Origin of the sequence: Gymnodinialimonas ceratoperidinii, assembly GCF_019297855.1 — a bacterium.
Lineage (GTDB): Bacteria > Pseudomonadota > Alphaproteobacteria > Rhodobacterales > Rhodobacteraceae > Gymnodinialimonas > Gymnodinialimonas ceratoperidinii.
In genome coordinates, this window is sequence record NZ_CP079194.1 from 210,560 (window position 1) to 228,796 (window position 18,237).

19 protein-coding genes are annotated in these 18,237 nt (G+C 64.1%); 12 read left to right on the forward strand and 7 right to left on the reverse strand.

Translation table 11 applies throughout. The features are described from left to right. The first annotated feature begins 310 nt into the window (after positions 1-310). From KYE46_RS01085 to KYE46_RS01095, 3 genes are all read left to right on the forward strand, one after another. Complete coding sequence (locus KYE46_RS01085) at positions 311-745, forward strand: hypothetical protein (RefSeq protein WP_219002856.1); 435 nt, start codon at positions 311-313, stop codon at positions 743-745. 134 nt (positions 746-879) lie between these two features. Beyond that, the gene (gene csgH / locus KYE46_RS01090; protein WP_219002858.1) at positions 880-1,290 is read left to right on the forward strand and encodes a curli-like amyloid fiber formation chaperone CsgH; all 411 of its coding nucleotides are present in this window, start codon (positions 880-882) and stop codon (positions 1,288-1,290) included. An 81-nt stretch (positions 1,291-1,371) separates the two neighbouring features. After that, a complete protein-coding gene (locus KYE46_RS01095; protein WP_219002860.1) occupies positions 1,372-1,737 on the forward strand; it encodes a hypothetical protein in 366 nt (121 codons plus the stop codon). A 262-nt stretch (positions 1,738-1,999) separates the two neighbouring features. Here KYE46_RS01095 and KYE46_RS01100 read toward each other — a convergent pair whose 3' ends face one another. Further along, complete coding sequence (locus KYE46_RS01100; protein ID WP_219002862.1) at positions 2,000-2,296, reverse strand: PRC-barrel domain-containing protein; 297 nt, start codon at positions 2,294-2,296, stop codon at positions 2,000-2,002. 171 nt (positions 2,297-2,467) lie between these two features. Continuing rightward, positions 2,468-3,367, reverse strand: a complete 900-nt coding sequence (gene trhO / locus KYE46_RS01105; RefSeq protein WP_219002863.1) for an oxygen-dependent tRNA uridine(34) hydroxylase TrhO — start codon at positions 3,365-3,367, stop codon at positions 2,468-2,470. A 79-nt stretch (positions 3,368-3,446) separates the two neighbouring features. Between trhO and pncA the strand changes: the two genes are divergently transcribed. Then, positions 3,447-4,049, forward strand: coding sequence for a bifunctional nicotinamidase/pyrazinamidase (gene pncA, locus KYE46_RS01110; RefSeq protein WP_219002865.1), 603 nt, complete (start codon positions 3,447-3,449; stop codon positions 4,047-4,049). A gap of 57 nt (positions 4,050-4,106) precedes the next feature. Here the strand turns inward: pncA and KYE46_RS01115 are convergent, their stop codons facing one another. After that, entirely contained in the window at positions 4,107-4,973 is an 867-nt protein-coding gene (locus KYE46_RS01115) for a mechanosensitive ion channel family protein (protein WP_247716881.1), read from the reverse strand. Between the two features lie 133 nt (positions 4,974-5,106). On the opposite strand from KYE46_RS01115, the gene KYE46_RS01120 reads away from it, so the two are divergent. Beyond that, a complete protein-coding gene (locus tag KYE46_RS01120; RefSeq protein WP_219002869.1) occupies positions 5,107-6,216 on the forward strand; it encodes a serine/threonine protein kinase in 1,110 nt (369 codons plus the stop codon). A 6-nt stretch (positions 6,217-6,222) separates the two neighbouring features. On the opposite strand, the gene KYE46_RS01125 is transcribed toward KYE46_RS01120, so the two are convergent. Beyond that, positions 6,223-7,188 (reverse strand): mechanosensitive ion channel family protein, encoded by a 966-nt coding sequence (locus tag KYE46_RS01125; RefSeq protein ID WP_219002871.1) that lies wholly within the window; start codon positions 7,186-7,188, stop codon positions 6,223-6,225. Between the two features lie 131 nt (positions 7,189-7,319). Between KYE46_RS01125 and KYE46_RS01130 the strand changes: the two genes are divergently transcribed. After that, a complete protein-coding gene (locus KYE46_RS01130; RefSeq protein WP_219002872.1) occupies positions 7,320-7,841 on the forward strand; it encodes a DUF421 domain-containing protein in 522 nt (173 codons plus the stop codon). 28 nt (positions 7,842-7,869) lie between these two features. Here KYE46_RS01130 and KYE46_RS01135 read toward each other — a convergent pair whose 3' ends face one another. Continuing rightward, positions 7,870-8,493 (reverse strand): LysE family translocator, encoded by a 624-nt coding sequence (locus KYE46_RS01135; RefSeq protein WP_346345217.1) that lies wholly within the window; start codon positions 8,491-8,493, stop codon positions 7,870-7,872. Positions 8,494-8,549: 56 nt separating this feature from the next. Here KYE46_RS01135 and KYE46_RS01140 point away from each other — a divergent pair, with 56 nt between their 5' ends. The 5 genes from KYE46_RS01140 (at position 8,550) to infB (ending at position 14,383) form a co-directional block, all read left to right on the forward strand. After that, positions 8,550-8,723, forward strand: a complete 174-nt coding sequence (locus KYE46_RS01140) for an I78 family peptidase inhibitor (protein WP_219002873.1) — start codon at positions 8,550-8,552, stop codon at positions 8,721-8,723. Between the two features lie 146 nt (positions 8,724-8,869). Next, a complete protein-coding gene (gene rimP, locus KYE46_RS01145; RefSeq protein WP_219002874.1) occupies positions 8,870-9,469 on the forward strand; it encodes a ribosome maturation factor RimP in 600 nt (199 codons plus the stop codon). Between the two features lie 3 nt (positions 9,470-9,472). Beyond that, positions 9,473-11,245, forward strand: coding sequence for a transcription termination factor NusA (nusA, locus tag KYE46_RS01150; RefSeq protein WP_219002875.1), 1,773 nt, complete (start codon positions 9,473-9,475; stop codon positions 11,243-11,245). A 22-nt stretch (positions 11,246-11,267) separates the two neighbouring features. Continuing rightward, entirely contained in the window at positions 11,268-11,900 is a 633-nt protein-coding gene (locus KYE46_RS01155) for an RNA-binding protein (RefSeq protein WP_219002876.1), read from the forward strand. Continuing rightward, a complete protein-coding gene (infB, locus tag KYE46_RS01160; RefSeq protein WP_219002877.1) occupies positions 11,897-14,383 on the forward strand; it encodes a translation initiation factor IF-2 in 2,487 nt (828 codons plus the stop codon). Before KYE46_RS01155 ends, infB begins: the two co-directional genes overlap by 4 nt. 132 nt (positions 14,384-14,515) lie before the next feature. Here the strand turns inward: infB and KYE46_RS01165 are convergent, their stop codons facing one another. Together KYE46_RS01165 and KYE46_RS01170 are read right to left on the reverse strand one after the other, a co-directional pair. Next, the gene (locus tag KYE46_RS01165) at positions 14,516-14,848 is read right to left on the reverse strand and encodes a hypothetical protein (RefSeq protein ID WP_219002878.1); all 333 of its coding nucleotides are present in this window, start codon (positions 14,846-14,848) and stop codon (positions 14,516-14,518) included. Positions 14,849-15,221: 373 nt separating this feature from the next. Further along, complete coding sequence (locus KYE46_RS01170; RefSeq protein WP_219002880.1) at positions 15,222-17,171, reverse strand: lytic transglycosylase domain-containing protein; 1,950 nt, start codon at positions 17,169-17,171, stop codon at positions 15,222-15,224. Positions 17,172-17,318: 147 nt separating this feature from the next. Here KYE46_RS01170 and dapA point away from each other — a divergent pair, with 147 nt between their 5' ends. Continuing rightward, positions 17,319-18,191, forward strand: coding sequence for a 4-hydroxy-tetrahydrodipicolinate synthase (gene dapA / locus KYE46_RS01175; RefSeq protein ID WP_219002882.1), 873 nt, complete (start codon positions 17,319-17,321; stop codon positions 18,189-18,191). Positions 18,192-18,237: the final 46 nt, after the last annotated feature.

Sequence of the window (18,237 nt, forward strand, 5' to 3'; positions counted from 1 at the left end):
ACCTCACGCCCTGACACCCGATAACAGCCCGAGGATCGCCCGCTGACAACCGGCTATCGGACAGTTTTCCGATGCGGCGACACCTCCACGCAGTCACCCATAATACATAGTAAAATCAATCAATTACGCTAATGACATCCGATAACACGCCCCTGTTATGACCTTTCTTTCCTCGGAAATTGTCTGACAGCGCCGGGATGGGCCAAAAGTTGGTCATCGGCTCACAGGGCATTACCCGAAAACGAGCTGCACAACACGAACCTGAAACACACACCTAAACCAAAACTTTATATTTATAGGAATTCACACCATGAAACTCGCACTGATCAAAACCGCCGCCGCTTCCATCGCTCTGATCGCAACCGTTGGCGCCGCCTCCGCTTGCAACCTCGCCACCGCCACCCAGTTCGGCTGGGACAACTCCGCCGGCGTCCAGCAGTTCGGCAACTGCAACAACACCGCGATCGGCCAGGTTGGCTGGAACAACACCGCCGCCGGCATCTCCAACGGTGACTTCAACACCGTCGTCATCGGCCAGGACGGTGCCTTCAACACCGGTGTCGTCGGCCAGAACGGCTCGTTCAACGCTGGTGCCGTGCAGCAGGCCGGGGCCGGGAACTACGGAGAGGTCGTCCAGAACGGCAACTTCCAGACCGGCGCCGTGATCCAGTCCGGCGTGGGCAACACCGGCGCCCTGAACCAGACCGGCACGGGCAACACGGCCCTGATCATCCAGGCCAACTAAGGCCTGGCACCCTCCGGGGGCGGGATTCCCCTTCTCCCCCTTCGCCCCGCTCCCGGAGTATTCTCGCAGAACAGACTTTTCCAAAGACCCGATTTTCATCACCCCACCGACTCTCATTTTACAAGGACAGGCCAATGACCCAGTTTTTCAAAACCCACACGGCCCCCAAGGTTGCCGCCGCCATCGCAGCGATCACCACGGCCGTCCTGGGCTGCACCGCAATCTCCGCCGAGACCGGCGCAGCCCCCCGCGAGCCTCACGCTCAGACCGCCGTCCCCGTCGCCTGCGCCCTCTCCATCGGCACATCCAACGGTTTGCTCCAGCTCGAGCCCGTCATCCAGGCCAGCGAGGCCGTCTCCGGTATCTACCAGCTCCGCGTCGAAGGCCCCGGCACCCGGATGAACCAAGGCGGACCCTTCTCGCTCCGCGCCGGTCAGACCCTGGAGCTCGGCCGCATGATGACCAGCGGTTCCGCCGCCAACCTCGACACCGAAATGACCCTCACCATCGACGGGCGGACCTACAGCTGCCCGACCGCTTCCTAAGACCCTTTCAAGACCTTTTCCGAACCAAGATTCTTTTATCCGACCCTTTTTCCAAACCCCATTTTTCCAAGGAACACTCCCATGTTTAAGAAAACCTTTACCGCCGCCGCCCTCGTCCTCGCCACCGCGTCCACCGCCCTGCCGGTCGCCGCTCAACAGATCAGCTTCGGCGTTTCCGCCGGCAACCAACAGGAGCGTGACGCCATCGCCGGTGCCCTCGTCCTCTACCAGATCGCCAACGGCGGTGACCCGGTCGAAGTGCTGACCCAGGCCTCCCAGGGCGGTTCGGTCGGCGTGATCCACCAGGAAGGCAACGGCCACAACGGCTCCCTCGCCCAGGGTGGCGGCGGCAACGCCGGCGGTGTCTTCCAGTTCGGCGAGAACACAGACGCCCACCTCGCCCAGGGCGGCGGGGAAGGCGACCTCGTCTTCGTATTCGGCTGGTAACCCCGGCCCCCGGATCGGCCAGCAACCTGGCCGAGATCCCGGACACTCGATCCTTCACCTAGCCCCCGTTTCCCCCGAAGGGTCGAGTGTCCGGCACTTTCTCTCCCCCGGCACGATCAAATCACTCAGGCGTGTCCCACCCTCCCCCGGCCCCTCCGCCGGGGGCTTTTTCGTCCCGCGCCTGCCGCCCCCACCAATCACCCACGAAAAAGCCGGGCCCCCGCAGGCGCCCGGCTTCTGGCTTGCAAGCAAGCTTATGCCGTCAGTGCTTGTGTTCGGGCAGCTCCTTGAGCTGATCCTTCGTCATCGAGGTGGTCGCGTGCACATTGCCACTCTCGTCGCGCATGAAGTTCAGGCTGCTGACCGAAAGGCTCACCGGCTTGGCACCAATGCCAAGAAAGCCGCCTACATCGACGACCACGTTCGCACCCGGGCCGGTGCCGTGAAAATGCGAGACATCACCGATGTGATTGTCATCGGGGCCATAGACGTTGACGCCTTCGAGGTTGGCCGAGGTCAGCTCGTCCGTACGCAGCGGGGTATGATTTGAATGGTCCATTGGTCGCGTCTCCTGTGTGGTTTCGACTGTCAGGACAACGTGTCGCCAGTAGCGAAGTTCCGGTCAGCACGCCGCCTCGGCACAGATCAGCCGACCCCCCGCCTTCATCTTTTCCCAAATACGGACTCCCCCGGCCCGCCCCACGCGCAAACGCCACCGCTGGAGCACCCCCTACGCGCGGAAATGCGTCTCCCCACGGGCTTTCGCCAAGGCGATCTGCTTCTGTCGCTCCCGAAACCGCGCGCGATCCGCGTCGGAATGCACTTCGATGCATCGGGGGCAGGAGACGCCCTCCTCATACCGCGCATCCGCCTTGTCATCCGCCGTGATCGGATGCCGACAGGCGCGGCAGAGCTCATAGGGCAGCTCTTGCAGCCCATGCCCCACGGCAACGCGCTCGTCGAAGACGAAACAGCCGCCCTGCCACAGGCTCTCTTCTTCCGGCACGTCTTCCAGGTACTTCAGGATGCCGCCCTTCAGGTGGAAGACGTCCTCCACCCCCTGCGCCTTCAGGTAGGCGGTCGATTTCTCGCAACGGATGCCGCCGGTGCAGAACATCGCAATGCGCTGGTTGGCGAAGCGGTCCTTGTTGGCCTCCCACCACGCCGGGAAATCGCGGAACGTCTCGGTCTCGGGGTCCACCGCGCCCTCGAAGGTTCCGATCTCCACCTCGTAGGCGTTGCGCGTATCAATCACCGCCACGTCCGGCGCCTGGATCAACGCGTTCCACTCCGCCGGATCGACGTGGGTGCCGACCGAGGCGGGGTCCAGCCCCGGCGCGCCCATCGAGACGATCTCTTTCTTCAACCGCACCTTCAGCCGCCCGAACGGCGGCTCGGAGGCGAAGCTCTCCTTCCACTCCAGCCCGCCGCATCCCGGAAACGCCCGGATATGGGCCAGCACCGCGTCGATGCCCTCGCGCGATCCGGCGATGGTGCCGTTGATCCCCTCGGGCGCCAGCAGCAGCGATCCGGTCACGCCAGCCGCCTCCGCCACCGCCTGCAACGGCGCGCGCAGGGCGTCGGGATCATCGAACCGGGTAAAGTGATAGAGGGCAGCAACGGTGAACATGAGGGCTCAGATACGCCGTTGCGCGCGTCGCCTCAAGCCGTAGGGTAGGGATTGAACCCACCCCCTGCGGAGCCTTCCGATGCAGCCAGCCAGCCACGCCCTTCTTGTCATCGACGTCCAGAACGATTTCTGCCCCGGTGGCGCGCTGGCCGTCGCGGGCGGTGACACCATCGTGCCGGGCATCAACGCGCTGATGGCGGATTACCCCTCGGTGATCCTGACGCAGGATTGGCACCCGGCGGGCCATTCCTCCTTCGCCTCCACCCATGACGCCGAGCCGATGAGCCTGACCCACATGTCCTACGGCCCGCAGGTGCTCTGGCCCGACCACTGCATCCAGGGCTCCATCGGCGCGCAGTTCCATGCCGACCTCACGACGGACCGCGCCGACCTGATCATCCGCAAGGGGTTCAACCCCGCGATCGACAGCTATTCCGCCTTTTTCGAGAACGACCACACGACGCCCACCGGGCTCGAGGGCTACCTGCGCACGCGCGGCATTTCCGAGCTGACGCTGGTGGGCCTCGCCACGGATTTCTGCGTGAACTTCTCGGCGGTCGATGCCGCGAAACTGGGCTTCGGCGTGACGGTGCGCGAGGATCTCTGCCGCGCCATCGATTTCGACGGCTCCCTCGCTGCCGCGCGCGACGGCATGGAAGCAGCAGGCGTCACCCTCGTCTGAGTGCTGCGGCGCAAAGCGCCCTGCGTCCCTGAGACAACCCCATGAAACGAGCGGGCCTCAGCCTTCCTCCCCATCGGGGCGGGCGGCAATCGGCAGCGGCTCCTTGAAGGTGAGCGTCCGGTAGGGGAACGGAATCTCGATCCCGGCATCGTCCAGCGCGCGTTTGACCTTCGCCACCACCTGATCGCGGGACTTGCGCACGTCGAGTGGCGTGGAGCCGGTCCACCACGTCACCTCGAAATCGATGGAGGACGAATTGAACTCCCGCGCGAAGATCTGGATCGGCCGCTCACCCTGCCGCACGGTATCGCATTCGGCCACGGCCTTCTCGATCACCTCGCGCGCTGCATCCACGTCCTCGTCATAGGCGACGCCACAGATCACCGTGACGCGCCGCTCATCAAGGTCGGTGCGGATCGTCAGCGGGTTCTTGAACAGCATGGCATTGGGCACGATCACCAATTGCCCGTCGGTCTGGCGGATATGGCTCTCTCGCACGGCAATCTGGGTGACTTTCCCCTCGATCCCCTCGCATTCGATGTGATCCCCGATCCGCATCTTCTTGCGAAACAGGATGATCACCCCGGCGAGGAAGTTCTCGAACACGTCCTTGAAGGCGAAGCCGATGGCGACCGAGCCGATGCCCAGCCCGGCGAGGATGCTCGTGGGGGTCAGGTTGGGGAAGACGATCACCGCCGCGATCATGATCGTGAGGGTCCAGACGACGATCCCGGTGAAGAGGTTGATCAGCTCCTTCAGGGATTGCCGCATGCTGGAATGGGACAGCGATTTCGCCACCACCCAAAGCGCCAGCCGGTAGATGCCCCAACCCAGCAGGAGAACAACAACGGCCACCGCGATCTGGGGCAACAATGCAATGGCTTCGCGGGCAATGTCACGCAACTGCCCGTAGAGAATATTCACCGGTTCCAAATATCTGTCCTTCAGGTCTCGATACCTTCCAACGCGCGAGCGGGGATTTGGTTCAACACCGCGCTTGCCCGAGGGTCAAAGCCTCCCTAAACGGGCTCAGCTACAGGTTCGGGAGGAAACACAAGTGACCAAGACCATCGTCAACAGCTGGAACGAATGGGATCCGCTGCGCCATGTCATCGTGGGCCGCGCCGACGATTGCCACATCCCCCCCGAGGAACCCGCGCTGGACGCCAAGGTGCCCGAGGACAGCGACATGCGCGGCCAGTGGGGCCGCCGCCCGCAGGAAACCATCGACCGCGCCAACGAGCTGCTCGACAATTTCGCCAGCCTGCTCACCAAGCGCGGCATCCGCGTCGACCGGCCCACGTCCATCGACCACTCCAAGCCGGTCACGACGCCCGACTTCCACACCGACAGCCAATTCGGCTGCATGCCGCCCCGCGACGTGCTGCTCACCGTCGGCGCTGAGATCCTCGAAGCCACCATGTCCTACCGCTGCCGCTGGTTCGAATACCTCAACTACCGCCCCCTCCTGCAGCGCTATTGGGAGGAAGACCCGAACTTCCGCCACGAGGCCGCCCCCAAGCCGCGCCTGACCGATGCCGATTACCACCCCGATTACCTCTCCGAGAAGATCGGCGTGGCCCAGCGCCTGAAATGGGCCGAGGAGAAGCACTTCGTCACCACCGAGGAGGAGCCCCTCTTCGACGCCGCCGACGTCCTGCGGTTCGGCCGCGATCTGGTGGTGCAGCACGGCTTCACGACGAACCTCAAGGGCATCGAATGGCTGCGCCGTCACTTCCCCGATCATCGCGTGCACACCGTGAACTTCCCCGGCGATCCCTACCCGATCCACATCGACGCCACCTTCACGCCGCTGCGGCCGGGGCTGATCCTCAACAACCCGCAGCGCCGCCTGCCCGACGACCAGCGCAAGCTCTTCAATGACAACGATTGGGAGATCGTGGACGCCGCGCAGCCCGCCCACAACACGCCGCCGCCGCTCTGCTATTCCTCGACCTGGCTCAGCATGAACGTGCTGGTGCTGGACCCGAAGACCGTCTGCGTCGAGGCCTCCGAGGTCTACCAGATGGAGCAGATGGACAAGCTCGGGATGGAGGTCGTCCCGGTCGAGCTGCGCGACGCCTACGCCTTCGGCGGCGGCCTGCATTGCTGCACGGCGGACGTCTACCGCGAGGGCGGGTGCGAGGATTACTTCCCGCAGCAGTAGCCCCGGTCAGTCAGCATCCCCACCAGACTTCCGCGCTTTCCGGTCCGCCTCGCGGGCCGGGCGCGGATCATCGCCCGAGGCGGGCCAGCCCTCCCGCTGCTTGGTCCGGTCGCCATCGGTCTCTTCCGTCTGGTCGTGGAACAGGTGCACCTGCGTCGGATAGGGCATGTCGATACCATCGGCGTCGAGCGCCTTGTAGACCTCCTGCAAGACCGTTCCGAAGACATGGATCTGCGAGGCCCGGTCCGACTTCGTCCACCAGCGCAGGCGCACGACATTGGCGGAATCGCCCAGCTCGATCGGGATCGTCTCGGGCGCCGGATCGCTCTCGACGCCGTCCACGCCCGCGCAGGTCTCTTCCATCAGGCGCCGCGCCTTGTCCCAATCGTCGCTGCAACCGATGCCGATGTCATACTCGGACCGCCGCGTCTCGAAGGCCGTGTTGACCACCACGCTGTCGGTGTAGATGTCCGCATTGGGGATCACCACGCGCCGCCCGTCATAGGTCGTGATGAAGGTCGCACGGGTCTCGATCTTCTCCACCGTGCCCTCGTGGCCGCCCGAGACGATCTGATCCCCCACCTCGAAAGGCTGCCGCAGCAGGATCAAGACGCCCGCCAGCATGTTCTGAAGAATGTCCTTGAAGGCAAAGCCAATGGCCACGGACGACACGCCCAGACCCGCAATCAGATCACCGGGAGAGATCGTCGGCGCCACGATCGTCACCGCCAGCATGAAGCCCACGACGACGAGACCCCAGCGCACCAGCGAACCGCCGACCTCGCCCAGGCTGTCACGGTCGCGGCGCATGGCCATGCGCCGGATCAGGCCGCCGATCCACTTGGCGAGAAACCAGAACAGGACCAGTACCACCAGCGCCACGGCAATATTCGGCAGCAGACGAAACAACCCGTCCAGCCATCCATCGATCTGATCGAAAATCAGACCGGGGTTCGCGTCTACTTCTTCCATGGGGGGCCTTCCGAATGTCACTTGCGGGCGATCAACGCCCCTTTGGGCCCATTGGTTCCTCGCGCGCGGGAACTTGTGGGCCGGGCCCCGCGTTTAAAATCTTCAAGCGATCACGACAGGGAATATCCGCGATGTTTTTCGACGCCATCACGGCAGAGGTTCTGACCCGAGGCATCGTCCTCTCTTTCATCGGCCTGATCTGGGTCATCATGGTGGTCCGCGTCATCGGCCTGCGCACCTTCTCCAAGATGACCGCCTTCGATTTCGTCGCCACGGTTGCCACAGGCTCGCTTTTGGCGGGCGCCACCCAAGCCACCGATTGGGCCGGGTTCTTCCAGCCGGTTCTCGCCATCGCCGCGCTCCTCGGGGCGCAATTCATCTTCGCGCACATCCGCCGCAGCTCCGACACGGTCGCGGAAATCCTGCAAAACAACCCCGTCCTGCTGATGGAGGACGGCGTGATCAACGAGGACGCGCTTGGCGTCACCCGCGTCGCGCGCTCCGACCTCATCGCCAAGCTGCGGGAAGCCAACGTCCTGCATTTCTCCGAAGTCCGCGCCGTGGTGTTGGAGACGACGGGCGACATCTCGGTCCTGCACGGCGACAAGCTGGAGGCCTCCTTGCTCGAAGGCGTCCAGCGCATCGACGACTGACTGCCACCGCAACAACGCCCCCCCCCCTTTACGGCCAGAGCATCCACAGCGCGACCGCCGCCAGAACCCCCGCGAAAACCCGGTTCATCAGCCGCGCCCCCCGCTCATGCCGGAACCGCGCGGCGATCCGGTCGCCCACAAGGGTCCAGGCCGTGAAAGCCACCATGTTGTTGAGCGTGAAGACGGTCGAGATCACCACCACCCCCAGAATGCGCTGCCCCTCCGTCTGGCCGAGGAACTGCGAGAACATGACGGTCATGATCAGGTAGGCCTTGGGGTTGGTCAGCAACAAGACCGCCCCACCCCAGGCCCCGGCAGATTGCGCCACCGCGCCCTCAGCGCCCTGCCCCGCACGCAGAAAGCGCCAGGCGAGGAACAGGACATAGGCCGAACCCACCCAGCGGATCACGTCGAAAAGAACCGGCGCGCGGCTCATGATCGCGGCAAAACCGAACCCGATCGAGAGGGTCACGATCCATGTGGCAACATGGTAGCCGACATTCGCAGGCAGCGTCGCACGCAGGCCGAACCGCGCCCCATTGGCGGCAAAGAACATGTTACCGGGGCCGGGACTGAAGGCGAGCGGGAACAGGAAGACAACGAGGGCAAGGGACAGGTTCAACATCTGGGCCACCATATCTGTGAGCCTCAAGTCTGCCGCCGCGCCGCGCCCCACGCGACCCGGAACCTGCGTAAAGGCAGTTGCGCGTGTCGCAATTCGAATACCTCGTCGGTCAGCCCGTTTCGCTGGCCCGGTCACAGGGACTTCAGGCGCGGTATTTCTCTCCGGGCGCGGGCAATGGCACGATGGACTACCGGCCCGAGCGCCTGAATATCTGGAGCAACGCCGACGCCATCATCACCCGCGTTTACTGCGGATAATCCCGCCCGCGATTGGCCGGAACGAGGGCGGCCTTGCGTCGCCCTACGATTCCCCCTATATCCCCCTCAACAGCGGCGCCGACACTCCGGCACCACCGACATACTCAGGCGGGCCGCACGGCCCGCTTTTTTGTTTCTGGGGACACATGTCTGATCTGATCGCCAAAACCTCCATGGACCGCCGGATGGCGGAAATCGTCACGCCTTCGATCGAGGCGTTGGGGTTCGAGGTCGTGCGCATCCGCGTGATGGGCGGCAAGACCAACACCCTGCAGATCATGGCCGAGCGCCCCGACGGCGGCATCGACGTCGATGAATGCGCGCAGATTTCCAACGCGATCTCCGTCCTGCTGGACGTGGAAGACCCGCTGGAGGATGCCTATGCGCTGGAAGTGTCCTCGCCCGGTATCGACCGCCCCCTGACCCGCCTCAAGGATTTCGAGACGTTCGAGGGCTACGAGGCCAAGGTCGAGACGACCGAGATGATCGGCGGCCAGCGGCGCTTCAAGGGCGTTCTGGCCGGCGTGGAAGACGGGGAAGTCCTGCTCAACATCGATCAGGGCCACGAGACGGTGACTGTCGGCCTCCAGTTCGAGTGGCTGAGCGACGCGAAGCTGGTTCTGACGGACGAGCTGATCAAGGAAATGCTGAAACAACGCAAAGATGCGGGCCTCATCAACGAGTCCGACTTTGACGATATTGAAGAAGAGCCCGGCGACGATGACGTCTCCGGCGCGAAGGAGTAAGACATGGCCATTACATCAGCCAACCAGCTCGAATTGCTGCAAACCGCGGAAGCCGTGGCGCGCGAGAAGATGATCGACCCCAATCTGGTGGTCGAGGCGATGGAAGAATCCCTCGCCCGGGCGGCGAAGTCGCGCTACGGCTCGGAAGTCGACATTCGTGTCTCCATCGACCGCAAGACCGGCCGCGCCACCTTTACCCGCGTGCGCACCGTGACCGATCCCGAGATGATCGAGAACGAGAAGGCCGAGCTTTCGCTCAAGGAAGGCATCGCAACGGTCAAGGCCGAGCGCCCCAATGTCGTGGTCCTCAACGCCAAGGCCCATACCTACGATGAAGAAGGCGAGATCGTGGACACCCGCGACGTGCGCCGCTTCGTGCTGCGCAAGCCCACGGAAAACGATCGCATCAAGATGGAAGGCGTCGACCAGAACGCCGATCCCGTCGTCGGCGACCTGATTGCCGACGAAGTGCCGCCCGTGGAAATGGGCCGGATCGCCGCGCAATCGGCCAAGCAGGTCATCCTGCAGAAGGTGCGCGAAGCCGAGCGTGACCGCCAGTACGCCGAGTTCAAGGACCGCGTCGGCGAGATCATCAACGGCGTCGTCAAGCGCGAGGAATACGGCAACATCATCGTCGATGTGGGTGCCGGTGAGGCGCAGCTGCGCCGCAACGAGAAGATCGGCCGCGAAGCCTACCGCAACGGCGACCGCATCCGCTGCTACATCAAGGACGTGCGCCGCGAGAACCGCGGTCACCAGATCTTCCTGTCGCGGACCGCGCCCGAGTTCATGCGCGAGCTGTTCAAGATGGAAGTGCCGGAAATCTATGACGGCATCATCGAGATCAAGGCCGTCGCCCGCGATCCCGGCTCTCGCGCCAAGATCGCCGTCATCTCCTACGACAACGGCATCGACCCGGTCGGCGCCTGTGTCGGTATGCGCGGCTCGCGCGTGCAGGCCGTGGTGAACGAGCTGCAGGGCGAGAAGATCGACATCATCCCGTGGAATGAAGATGCGCCGACCTTCCTTGTGAACGCGCTTCAGCCCGCCGAGGTCTCGAAGGTGGTTCTCGACGAGGATGCCGGCAAGATCGAGGTCGTGGTCCCCGACGAGCAGCTTTCGCTCGCCATCGGTCGCCGCGGTCAGAACGTGCGTCTTGCCTCGCAGTTGACCAACCTCGACATCGACATCCTCACCGAGGAAGAAGAGAGCAAGCGCCGTCAGGCCGAGTTCGAAGAGCGCACCAAGCTGTTCATGGACAGCCTCGACCTCGACGAATTCTTCGCACAGCTGCTGGTCTCCGAGGGCTTCACCGCCCTGGAAGAGGTCGCCTACGTGGAGGCCGAGGAGCTTCTGGTCATCGACGGTGTCGATGAAGGCACCGCCGAGGAATTGCAGGCCCGTGCCCGCGATTACCTGGAAGAGCAGAACAAGAAGGCGCTCGAGCAGGCGAAAGAGCTTGGCGTCGACGAGAGCCTTATTGCATTCGATGGTCTGACACCCCAAATGTTGGTGGCACTTGGCGAAGATGGCGTGAAAACGCTGGAAGACTTCGCCACCTGCGCCGACTGGGAACTGGCCGGTGGCTGGACGACCGATGGCGGTGAGCGGATCAAGGATGATGGTGTGCTGGAGCCCTTCGAGGTTTCTCTTGAGGAAGCGCAGAACATGGTGATGACCGCACGCCTGCAACTGGGTTGGGTGACGATCGAGGAATTGGAAGCCGACGCCGCCGCCGAAGCCGAGGCGAACGCAGAGGAGGGGGCGGAGGGCTAAGGCCCTCGGCCCGGATCCGCGAATGTCTCGTGGTGGCCAACATAAGGACCGGAGCGACGGTCCCGAGCGGAAATGCATCGCAACCGGAGAGATCGCGCCCAAGCGTGGTTTCATCCGGTTCGTGGTGTCCCCGGATGGCGAAGTCTTTCCAGATATTCTGGAACGGCTTCCCGGCCGTGGCATGTGGGTCAGTGCCGACCGTGCCGCTTTGGAACTGGCGGTAAAGAAGAACCTCTTTTCGCGCGCCGCCAAGCAACAGGTGCGCGTGCCGGAGGATCTGGTGGACCGGGTGGAAGTCCAGCTGGTGCGCCGCGTGACGGACCTGATCGCGCTGTCCCGCAAGGGCGGCAAAGCGGTCGCAGGTTTCGAGAAGGTAAAGGATTGGCTGGCGAACGAAGACGTCGGCGTATTGCTGCAGGCCTCTGACGGGTCGGAACGTGGCAAATCGAAATTGTGGACCCCGGAAGGAGCCCGATACTTCGGCATCCTTACCGCCCAGGAATTGGGTTTGGCATTCGGACGCCAAAGTGTGATACATGGCGCGCTTGCCGCTGGTGGACTCGCCCCCCGTGTTGTAGAGGGGGCCGCGAAACTCCAGGGACTGCGCTTAGCAGACGGTGGCCCGACCACCGAGAAGGACAGACGGAACGCATGAGCGACGAAGACGGAAAAAAACCCCTTGGGCTCTCGGGTGGGGCGCGGTCAGGCCGCGTAAACCAGAGCTTCTCACGGGGTCGCACCAAATCTGTGGTGGTCGAAACCAAACGTAAACGCGTTATGGTGCCCAAACCTGGTGCGCCCTCTGCAGCGATGCAGAATGCCGAAGGTGGCAAGCGCAACAAGTCGGTCCCCGACGCCGAGATGGAGCGGCGCCTGAAGGCGCTGCAAGCCGCCAAGGCACGCGAAAGCGAAGAGGCCGAAGCCCGCGTCAAAGCCGAGCGGGAGCGTGAAGAAGAGCGCAACCGTCGCCGTGCCGACGCCGAGGCCAAAGAGCGCGAAGAGCGCGAGCGCATCGAAGCGCTGAAGGCCAAGGAAGAAGAAGACGCCCGCCGCAAGGCCGAAGAGGAAGCCCGCCGCAACGCGCCGGCCGAACCGGAAGCGCCTGCGGCCGCGGCCGATCCTGCCGCGGCACCCTCGGGTCCCCGTGGTGGTGGCAAGGCCGCCCCCTCGCGGCGTGAGCCCGAGCGTGACAACAAGCGCAATGACCGTGGCAACCGTGGCAACGATGGCGGCGGACGCCGCTCCGGCAAGCTGACCGTCAACCAGGCGATGTCCGGTGGCGAAGGCGGCCGTCAACGCTCCATGGCCGCGATGAAGCGGAAGCAGGAACGCCAGCGCCAGAAGGCGATGGGCGGCTCTGTCGACCGTGAAAAGGTCATCCGCGACGTGCAGATCCCCGAGACGATCATCGTCTCGGAGCTGGCCAACCGGATGTCCGAGCGTGTTGCAGACGTCGTGAAGGCGCTGATGAACAACGGCATGATGATCACGCAGAACCAGCCGATCGACGCGGATACGGCGGAACTCATCGTCGAGGAATTCGGCCACCGCGTTCAGCGTGTGTCCGACTCCGACGTGGAGCAGGTCATCGACACGGTCGAAGACGACGAGACCAAGATGCAGCCGCGTCCCCCGGTCATCACGATCATGGGTCACGTCGACCACGGCAAGACCTCGCTGCTGGACCGTATCCGGCAGGCCAACGTGGTCTCTGGCGAGGCCGGCGGCATCACGCAGCACATCGGTGCCTACCAGGTGACGACGGAATCCGGCGCGGTTCTGTCCTTCCTCGACACCCCCGGCCACGCGGCGTTCACGTCGATGCGGGCGCGCGGTGCACAGGTTACGGATATCGTGGTTCTGGTGGTTGCGGCAGACGATGCCGTGATGCCCCAGACGATCGAAGCCATCGCCCACGCGAAAGCGGCCGACGTGCCGATGATCGTGGCGATCAACAAGATCGACCGTCCCGCCGCCGATCCGCAGAAAGTCCGCACGGACCTGCTGCAGCACGAGGTCATCGTCGAGGCGATGTCCGGCGACGTGCAGGACGTCGAGGTTTCGGCCATGACCGGCGAAGGCCTGCCAGAGCTGCTGGAAGCCATCGCGCTTCAGGCCGAGGTTCTGGAACTGAAAGCCAACCCCGATCGCGCCGCCCAGGGTGCCGTGATCGAGGCGCAGCTTGACGTGGGTCGCGGTCCTGTCGCCACCGTTCTGGTGGAAAAAGGCACGCTGCGCCAAGGCGATATCTTCGTCGTCGGCGAGCAGTGGGGTAAGGTCCGCGCGCTGGTCAATGATCAGGGCGAGCGGGTCAAGGAAGCCGGTCCCTCGGTTCCGGTCGAGGTTCTCGGCCTCAACGGTACGCCCGAGGCCGGTGACGTGCTCAACGTCGTCGAGACCGAGGCGCAGGCCCGTGAGATCGCCGAATACCGCGAGCAGGCCGCCAAGGACAAACGCGCTGCCGCCGGTGCCGCCACGACCCTCGACCAGCTTCTGGCAAACGCCAAGGCCGACGAGAGCGTGCGCGAGTTGCAGGTGGTGATGAAGGCCGACGTGCAGGGTTCTGCCGAGGCCATCGTTCAGGCGCTGGAAAAGATCGGCAACGACGAAGTCCGCGTCCGCGTCCTGCACTACGGTGTCGGCGCGATCACCGAGAGCGATATCGGCCTTGCCGAAGCCTCCGGTACGCCGGTTATCGGCTTCAACGTCCGGGCCAACGCCCCGGCGCGGAACGCCGCCAACCAGAAGGGCGTGGAGATCCGTTACTACTCGGTGATCTACGACCTCGTGGACGACGTGAAAGCCGCCGCTTCCGGCCTGCTTGGCGCCGAGATCCGCGAGAACTTCATCGGCTATGCCAACATCAAGGAGGTCTTCAAGGTCTCTGGCGTGGGCAATGTCGCCGGTTGTCTCGTGACCGAAGGCGTCGCCCGACGCTCTGCCGGTGTGCGCCTGCTGCGCGACGACGTGGTGATCCACGAAGGCACGCTGAAGACGCTCAAGCGCTTCAAGGACGAGGTCAAGGAAGTCCAGTCCGGCCAGGAATGCGGTATGGCGTTCGAGAACTACGAAGACATCCGCCCCGGCGATGTCATCGAGATCTTCGAGCGGGAGGAGGTCGAGCGTTCGCTCACCTGATCCGCATCACCAGATTTACGAAAAGGGCGTCCTTCGGGGCGCCCTTTTTCGTTGTGCGGTCGCTCGGCACGAAAAAGCCCCCCACCGTGACGGTGAGGGGCGGAAAGTCAGGGAGACTTGGGTCTAGCGCGCTTAGTTGTCTTCGCGGGACTCGGCGGCCAGACGGTCGAAGATGTCCGAGCCGTAGGTCGCCTCGCCTGAGACAACCACCGCGCCGTTGGTGCCGTTCAACTCGCTCGGCGTATCGGCGGAGCGGTTGAGGATGTTGAAGGTCTCGGCCAGCGCGGAGTTGCCCGCGGTGGAGACCCGCGTGGTGTTCTCGTTGCCATTGAAGATCACGATGTCCGACGCGTTATCCGCGGACTCGTTGAAATGCGCGATGGCGAAGGCGGTGGAGGTTGACTGAGCGACAGCAGGAGCGGCGGCGACAGCGGCGAGGGCGGCGATAAATGCAAAGCGTTTCATAATGTTAGTCCTTTGTGTGTTCTTGACGGGCGGCGGTCATCGCGGCCCTTGAGTTGGTTTGTGTTAGGGGACCAAGCCAATCTGCCCCGGTCCGATGCACTCAATATGGACCCTCGCATCTCGTGTTTCTATACACGTACTCGGGATAATTGCGCGAATTAGGTTCGCAAATGCACAGATATGATCCCGCGTCGCACGAAGGCCACGCGGCTGTGAGAACCCGTCTTCGCGCCGTGAAGACGGGGCGGTTTTCTGCAACATTTCAGCCAGCCGGCAGATAGCAACGACTCACGAGGAAAGCAGGCGCAACGAAAAAGCCCCCGCAATTTCTGCGAGGGCTCTTCATCGAAACGTCAGTCTCGGAGGCGCGGCTCTACTGACGCAGGCGCTCGCTGAGGCCGAGGGTCGGCAGCTCGCCGCTGAGCTGCGCCTCGTAGATCGGCAGGCTCTCGGTCACGCGCATGACGTAGTTGCGGGTTTCCGTGAAGGGGAGGTCCTCGATCCAGTCGAGGATGTCATCCGCCTCGCGCGGGTCGCCGAAACGCTCCACCCATTGCCGCGCCCGACCGGGGCCGGCGTTGTAGCCGATGGTGGTCAGCACCGGGTTGTCGTCATAGGACCGCAGCAGTCCGGCGAGGTAGCTGGACCCCAGAAGCACGTTGTAGGCGGGATCGCTGCCAAGACGGCTCTCGGAATAGGCGATCCCCAGAGCCCCCGCCGCATCGCGACCGGTGCCCGGCATCACCTGCATCAAGCCCATGGCCCCTGCGCCCGAGACCACGACCGGGTCAAACTCGCTCTCGCGTCGGGCGATCGACAGGGCGAAGGCGCGCGGCACCGGAAGGTCCACGTCCTCCAGATCGGCAAGAGGGTAGTAGGCGGGGAAGATCTCGTGCCCCGACTGGGCCGCGCGTTTCGCGACCAGAAGCGCGAAGTGCGGCTCGCCCATTTCCAGCATCAGGTTGCCCATCATGCCGGCCTCGGTCTCGTTCAGGCTTTCGGTGATATGGGTGAAGAACCGCTCGGCAAGGTTGATCTGCCCGGCCTCGTAGAGAAGCCGCGCGGCGTGGAAGACATCGCTGTCGGCAAAGCTCGACGTGCGCCAATCCCCGTAATTGCGGTCGCCCAGAAACTCCGGGTCCACGGGCAGGCCGCCGCGCTCCTGCGCCAGTTGACCGTAGAAGCTGGATTGATACTGCGCGCCCAGAGCATAGCCCTCCGCCGCGGCTTCTGCATTGCCTGCCGCCTCATGGGCGCGTCCGAGCCAGTAGCCCGCCCGTCCAACCGAGATCGGCGAGAAGACAACTTCGCGGAAGCGCTGGAAATGCTCAGCCGCGATCTCGGCGCGGTCCACCTGCAACGCGCAATAGCCCGCGATCCATTCCAGATCGGCGAAGCGGATGTAATCGTCATCGGGGTCGATGTGGTGGTTGGCGGCGTAGGTATAGCAGAGCTCATGGTCGCCTTCGCGCATCACGTCGCGGGCGAGGTCTGCGCGGCGGCGTCCCCATTCCTCGGGGCGTCCGAGGCTTTCCGCAGAGGTCGAGCGTTCGGCCAAAAGCTCGCCCGCCGTGTCCCAGTAGCCTTCGCGAATGCGCCAGATGAAGCGCTCGTACGCGAGGCCCGGATCGTCCTGCAGGCTGGCCGGGATCGCATCGATCAGAGCGTTCACCCCCGGCGTCCGCGCCCGCAGTGCCAAGCGCGCTTCGGCCAGCGGGATGTACTCCTCGGGGACAAGGCCGAACATCGCGCGGGCGCGGGTTTCAGAGTTCTCCCACAGCAGGTTGTCGAGCCGCGCGATGTGGTGCTCTTCGGTCAGGAAATCCCCAAACTCACGGTTGAGCGCCTGCGCGTCGGTGCCGGACATCACCAGCGTAGTCCAGGCGTAGACCACGATTGCGCGGGCCACGACCTCGTTGCCGGTGTTGGCCAGGGCCGTCGCCAGCGCGAGGGCGCCGGCACCGGTCTGCGGCAGGTCATCCTCGAAATAATCAAGCACGGTCGCCGCATCGCCATCGACGGGGATCGAAGGCTCTCCCTGCCGCCGCAGGTAGGGCAGGCCGGGCCAATCGGGGTTGCGGTCGAGGAAGGAGACAAACTCCTCGAAGCTGCCTTGCCCCCGGCGCAGACGGGTCCAGGCCAGCAGATCGAGCGCGACCGGATCCTCGAGGCCTTGTGCAGCCTCCGACCCGCCCGCCAGATCGCCCGCGTTGTAGGCGGCCAGCGCAGCCGCCAGCGCCTCGGCATCGGATTGCGCGCTGGACGGTGCCGCGCTGGCAAACGTGCAAAGGAAAAGAACAGGTATCAGGCGTCGCAGGGTCAATCCGCGTCTCCGTAAATTAATTGGGTTTTACGAGGCTTTAGATAAGGCGGCTGGACACAGACGCAACTCACGAACTTGGCAATCCCGCGCGCGGCTTGTATTGGAGCGGGAAATTGCCACTCCAACCCTCATGTAAGGACGCGAATGATGTTCTATGGCTCGATGCCCGCTCTGGTCACTCCGATGACAAATGGTGCTGTGGACTTTGACGCGTTGAAACGTTTGGTCGAGTGGCACATCGCCGAGGGCTCCAATGGCCTCGTGCCCGTAGGCACCACTGGCGAGAGCCCGACGCTGAGCCATGAAGAGCATGAGCAGGTGATCGAGACCGTCGTGAAGGCCGCCGACGGACGGGTGCCTGTGATCGCGGGCGCAGGTTCCAACAACACCGCCGAGGCGATGCGTCACGTGGAACACGCAAAGGCCGTCGGTGCCGATGCGACGCTGGTCGTCACACCCTATTACAACAAGCCGACGCAGCGCGGGTTGATCGCCCATTACGCCGCACTGGCCGAGGTCGGCATCCCGATCTTCATCTACAACATCCCGCCCCGCTCGGTGATCGACATGACCCCCGAGACCATGGGGACTTTGGCCAAGCTGCCAATGATCGTGGGTGTGAAAGACGCCACCGCAGATCTCGCGCGGGTCTCCAAGCAACGGGCGAGCTGCGGGAAGGATTTCATCCAGCTCTCCGCCGAAGACGCCAGCGCGCTCGGGTTCAATGCCCATGGCGGTGTGGGCTGCATCAGCGTGACCGCCAACGTCGCGCCGAAGCTCTGCGCCGAGTTCCAGGCCGCGATGCGCGAGGGCGATTTCGGCAAGGCGCTCCAGTATCAGGACCGTCTGATGCCGCTGCACGAGGCGATCTTCGCGGAGCCGGGCGTTTGCGGTGTGAAATACGCCATGTCGGTGCTGGACCTCTGCTCGGACGAGGTGCGGTTGCCGCTGCTTGGCGTCGAAGAAGAGACCAAGACCGCCATCAAGGCCGCCCTGCGCCACGCGGGCCTGACAAACTGAGGCGGCTCCCCTAGCAACGGGGCGCGGGAAGGCCTATATCCCGCCC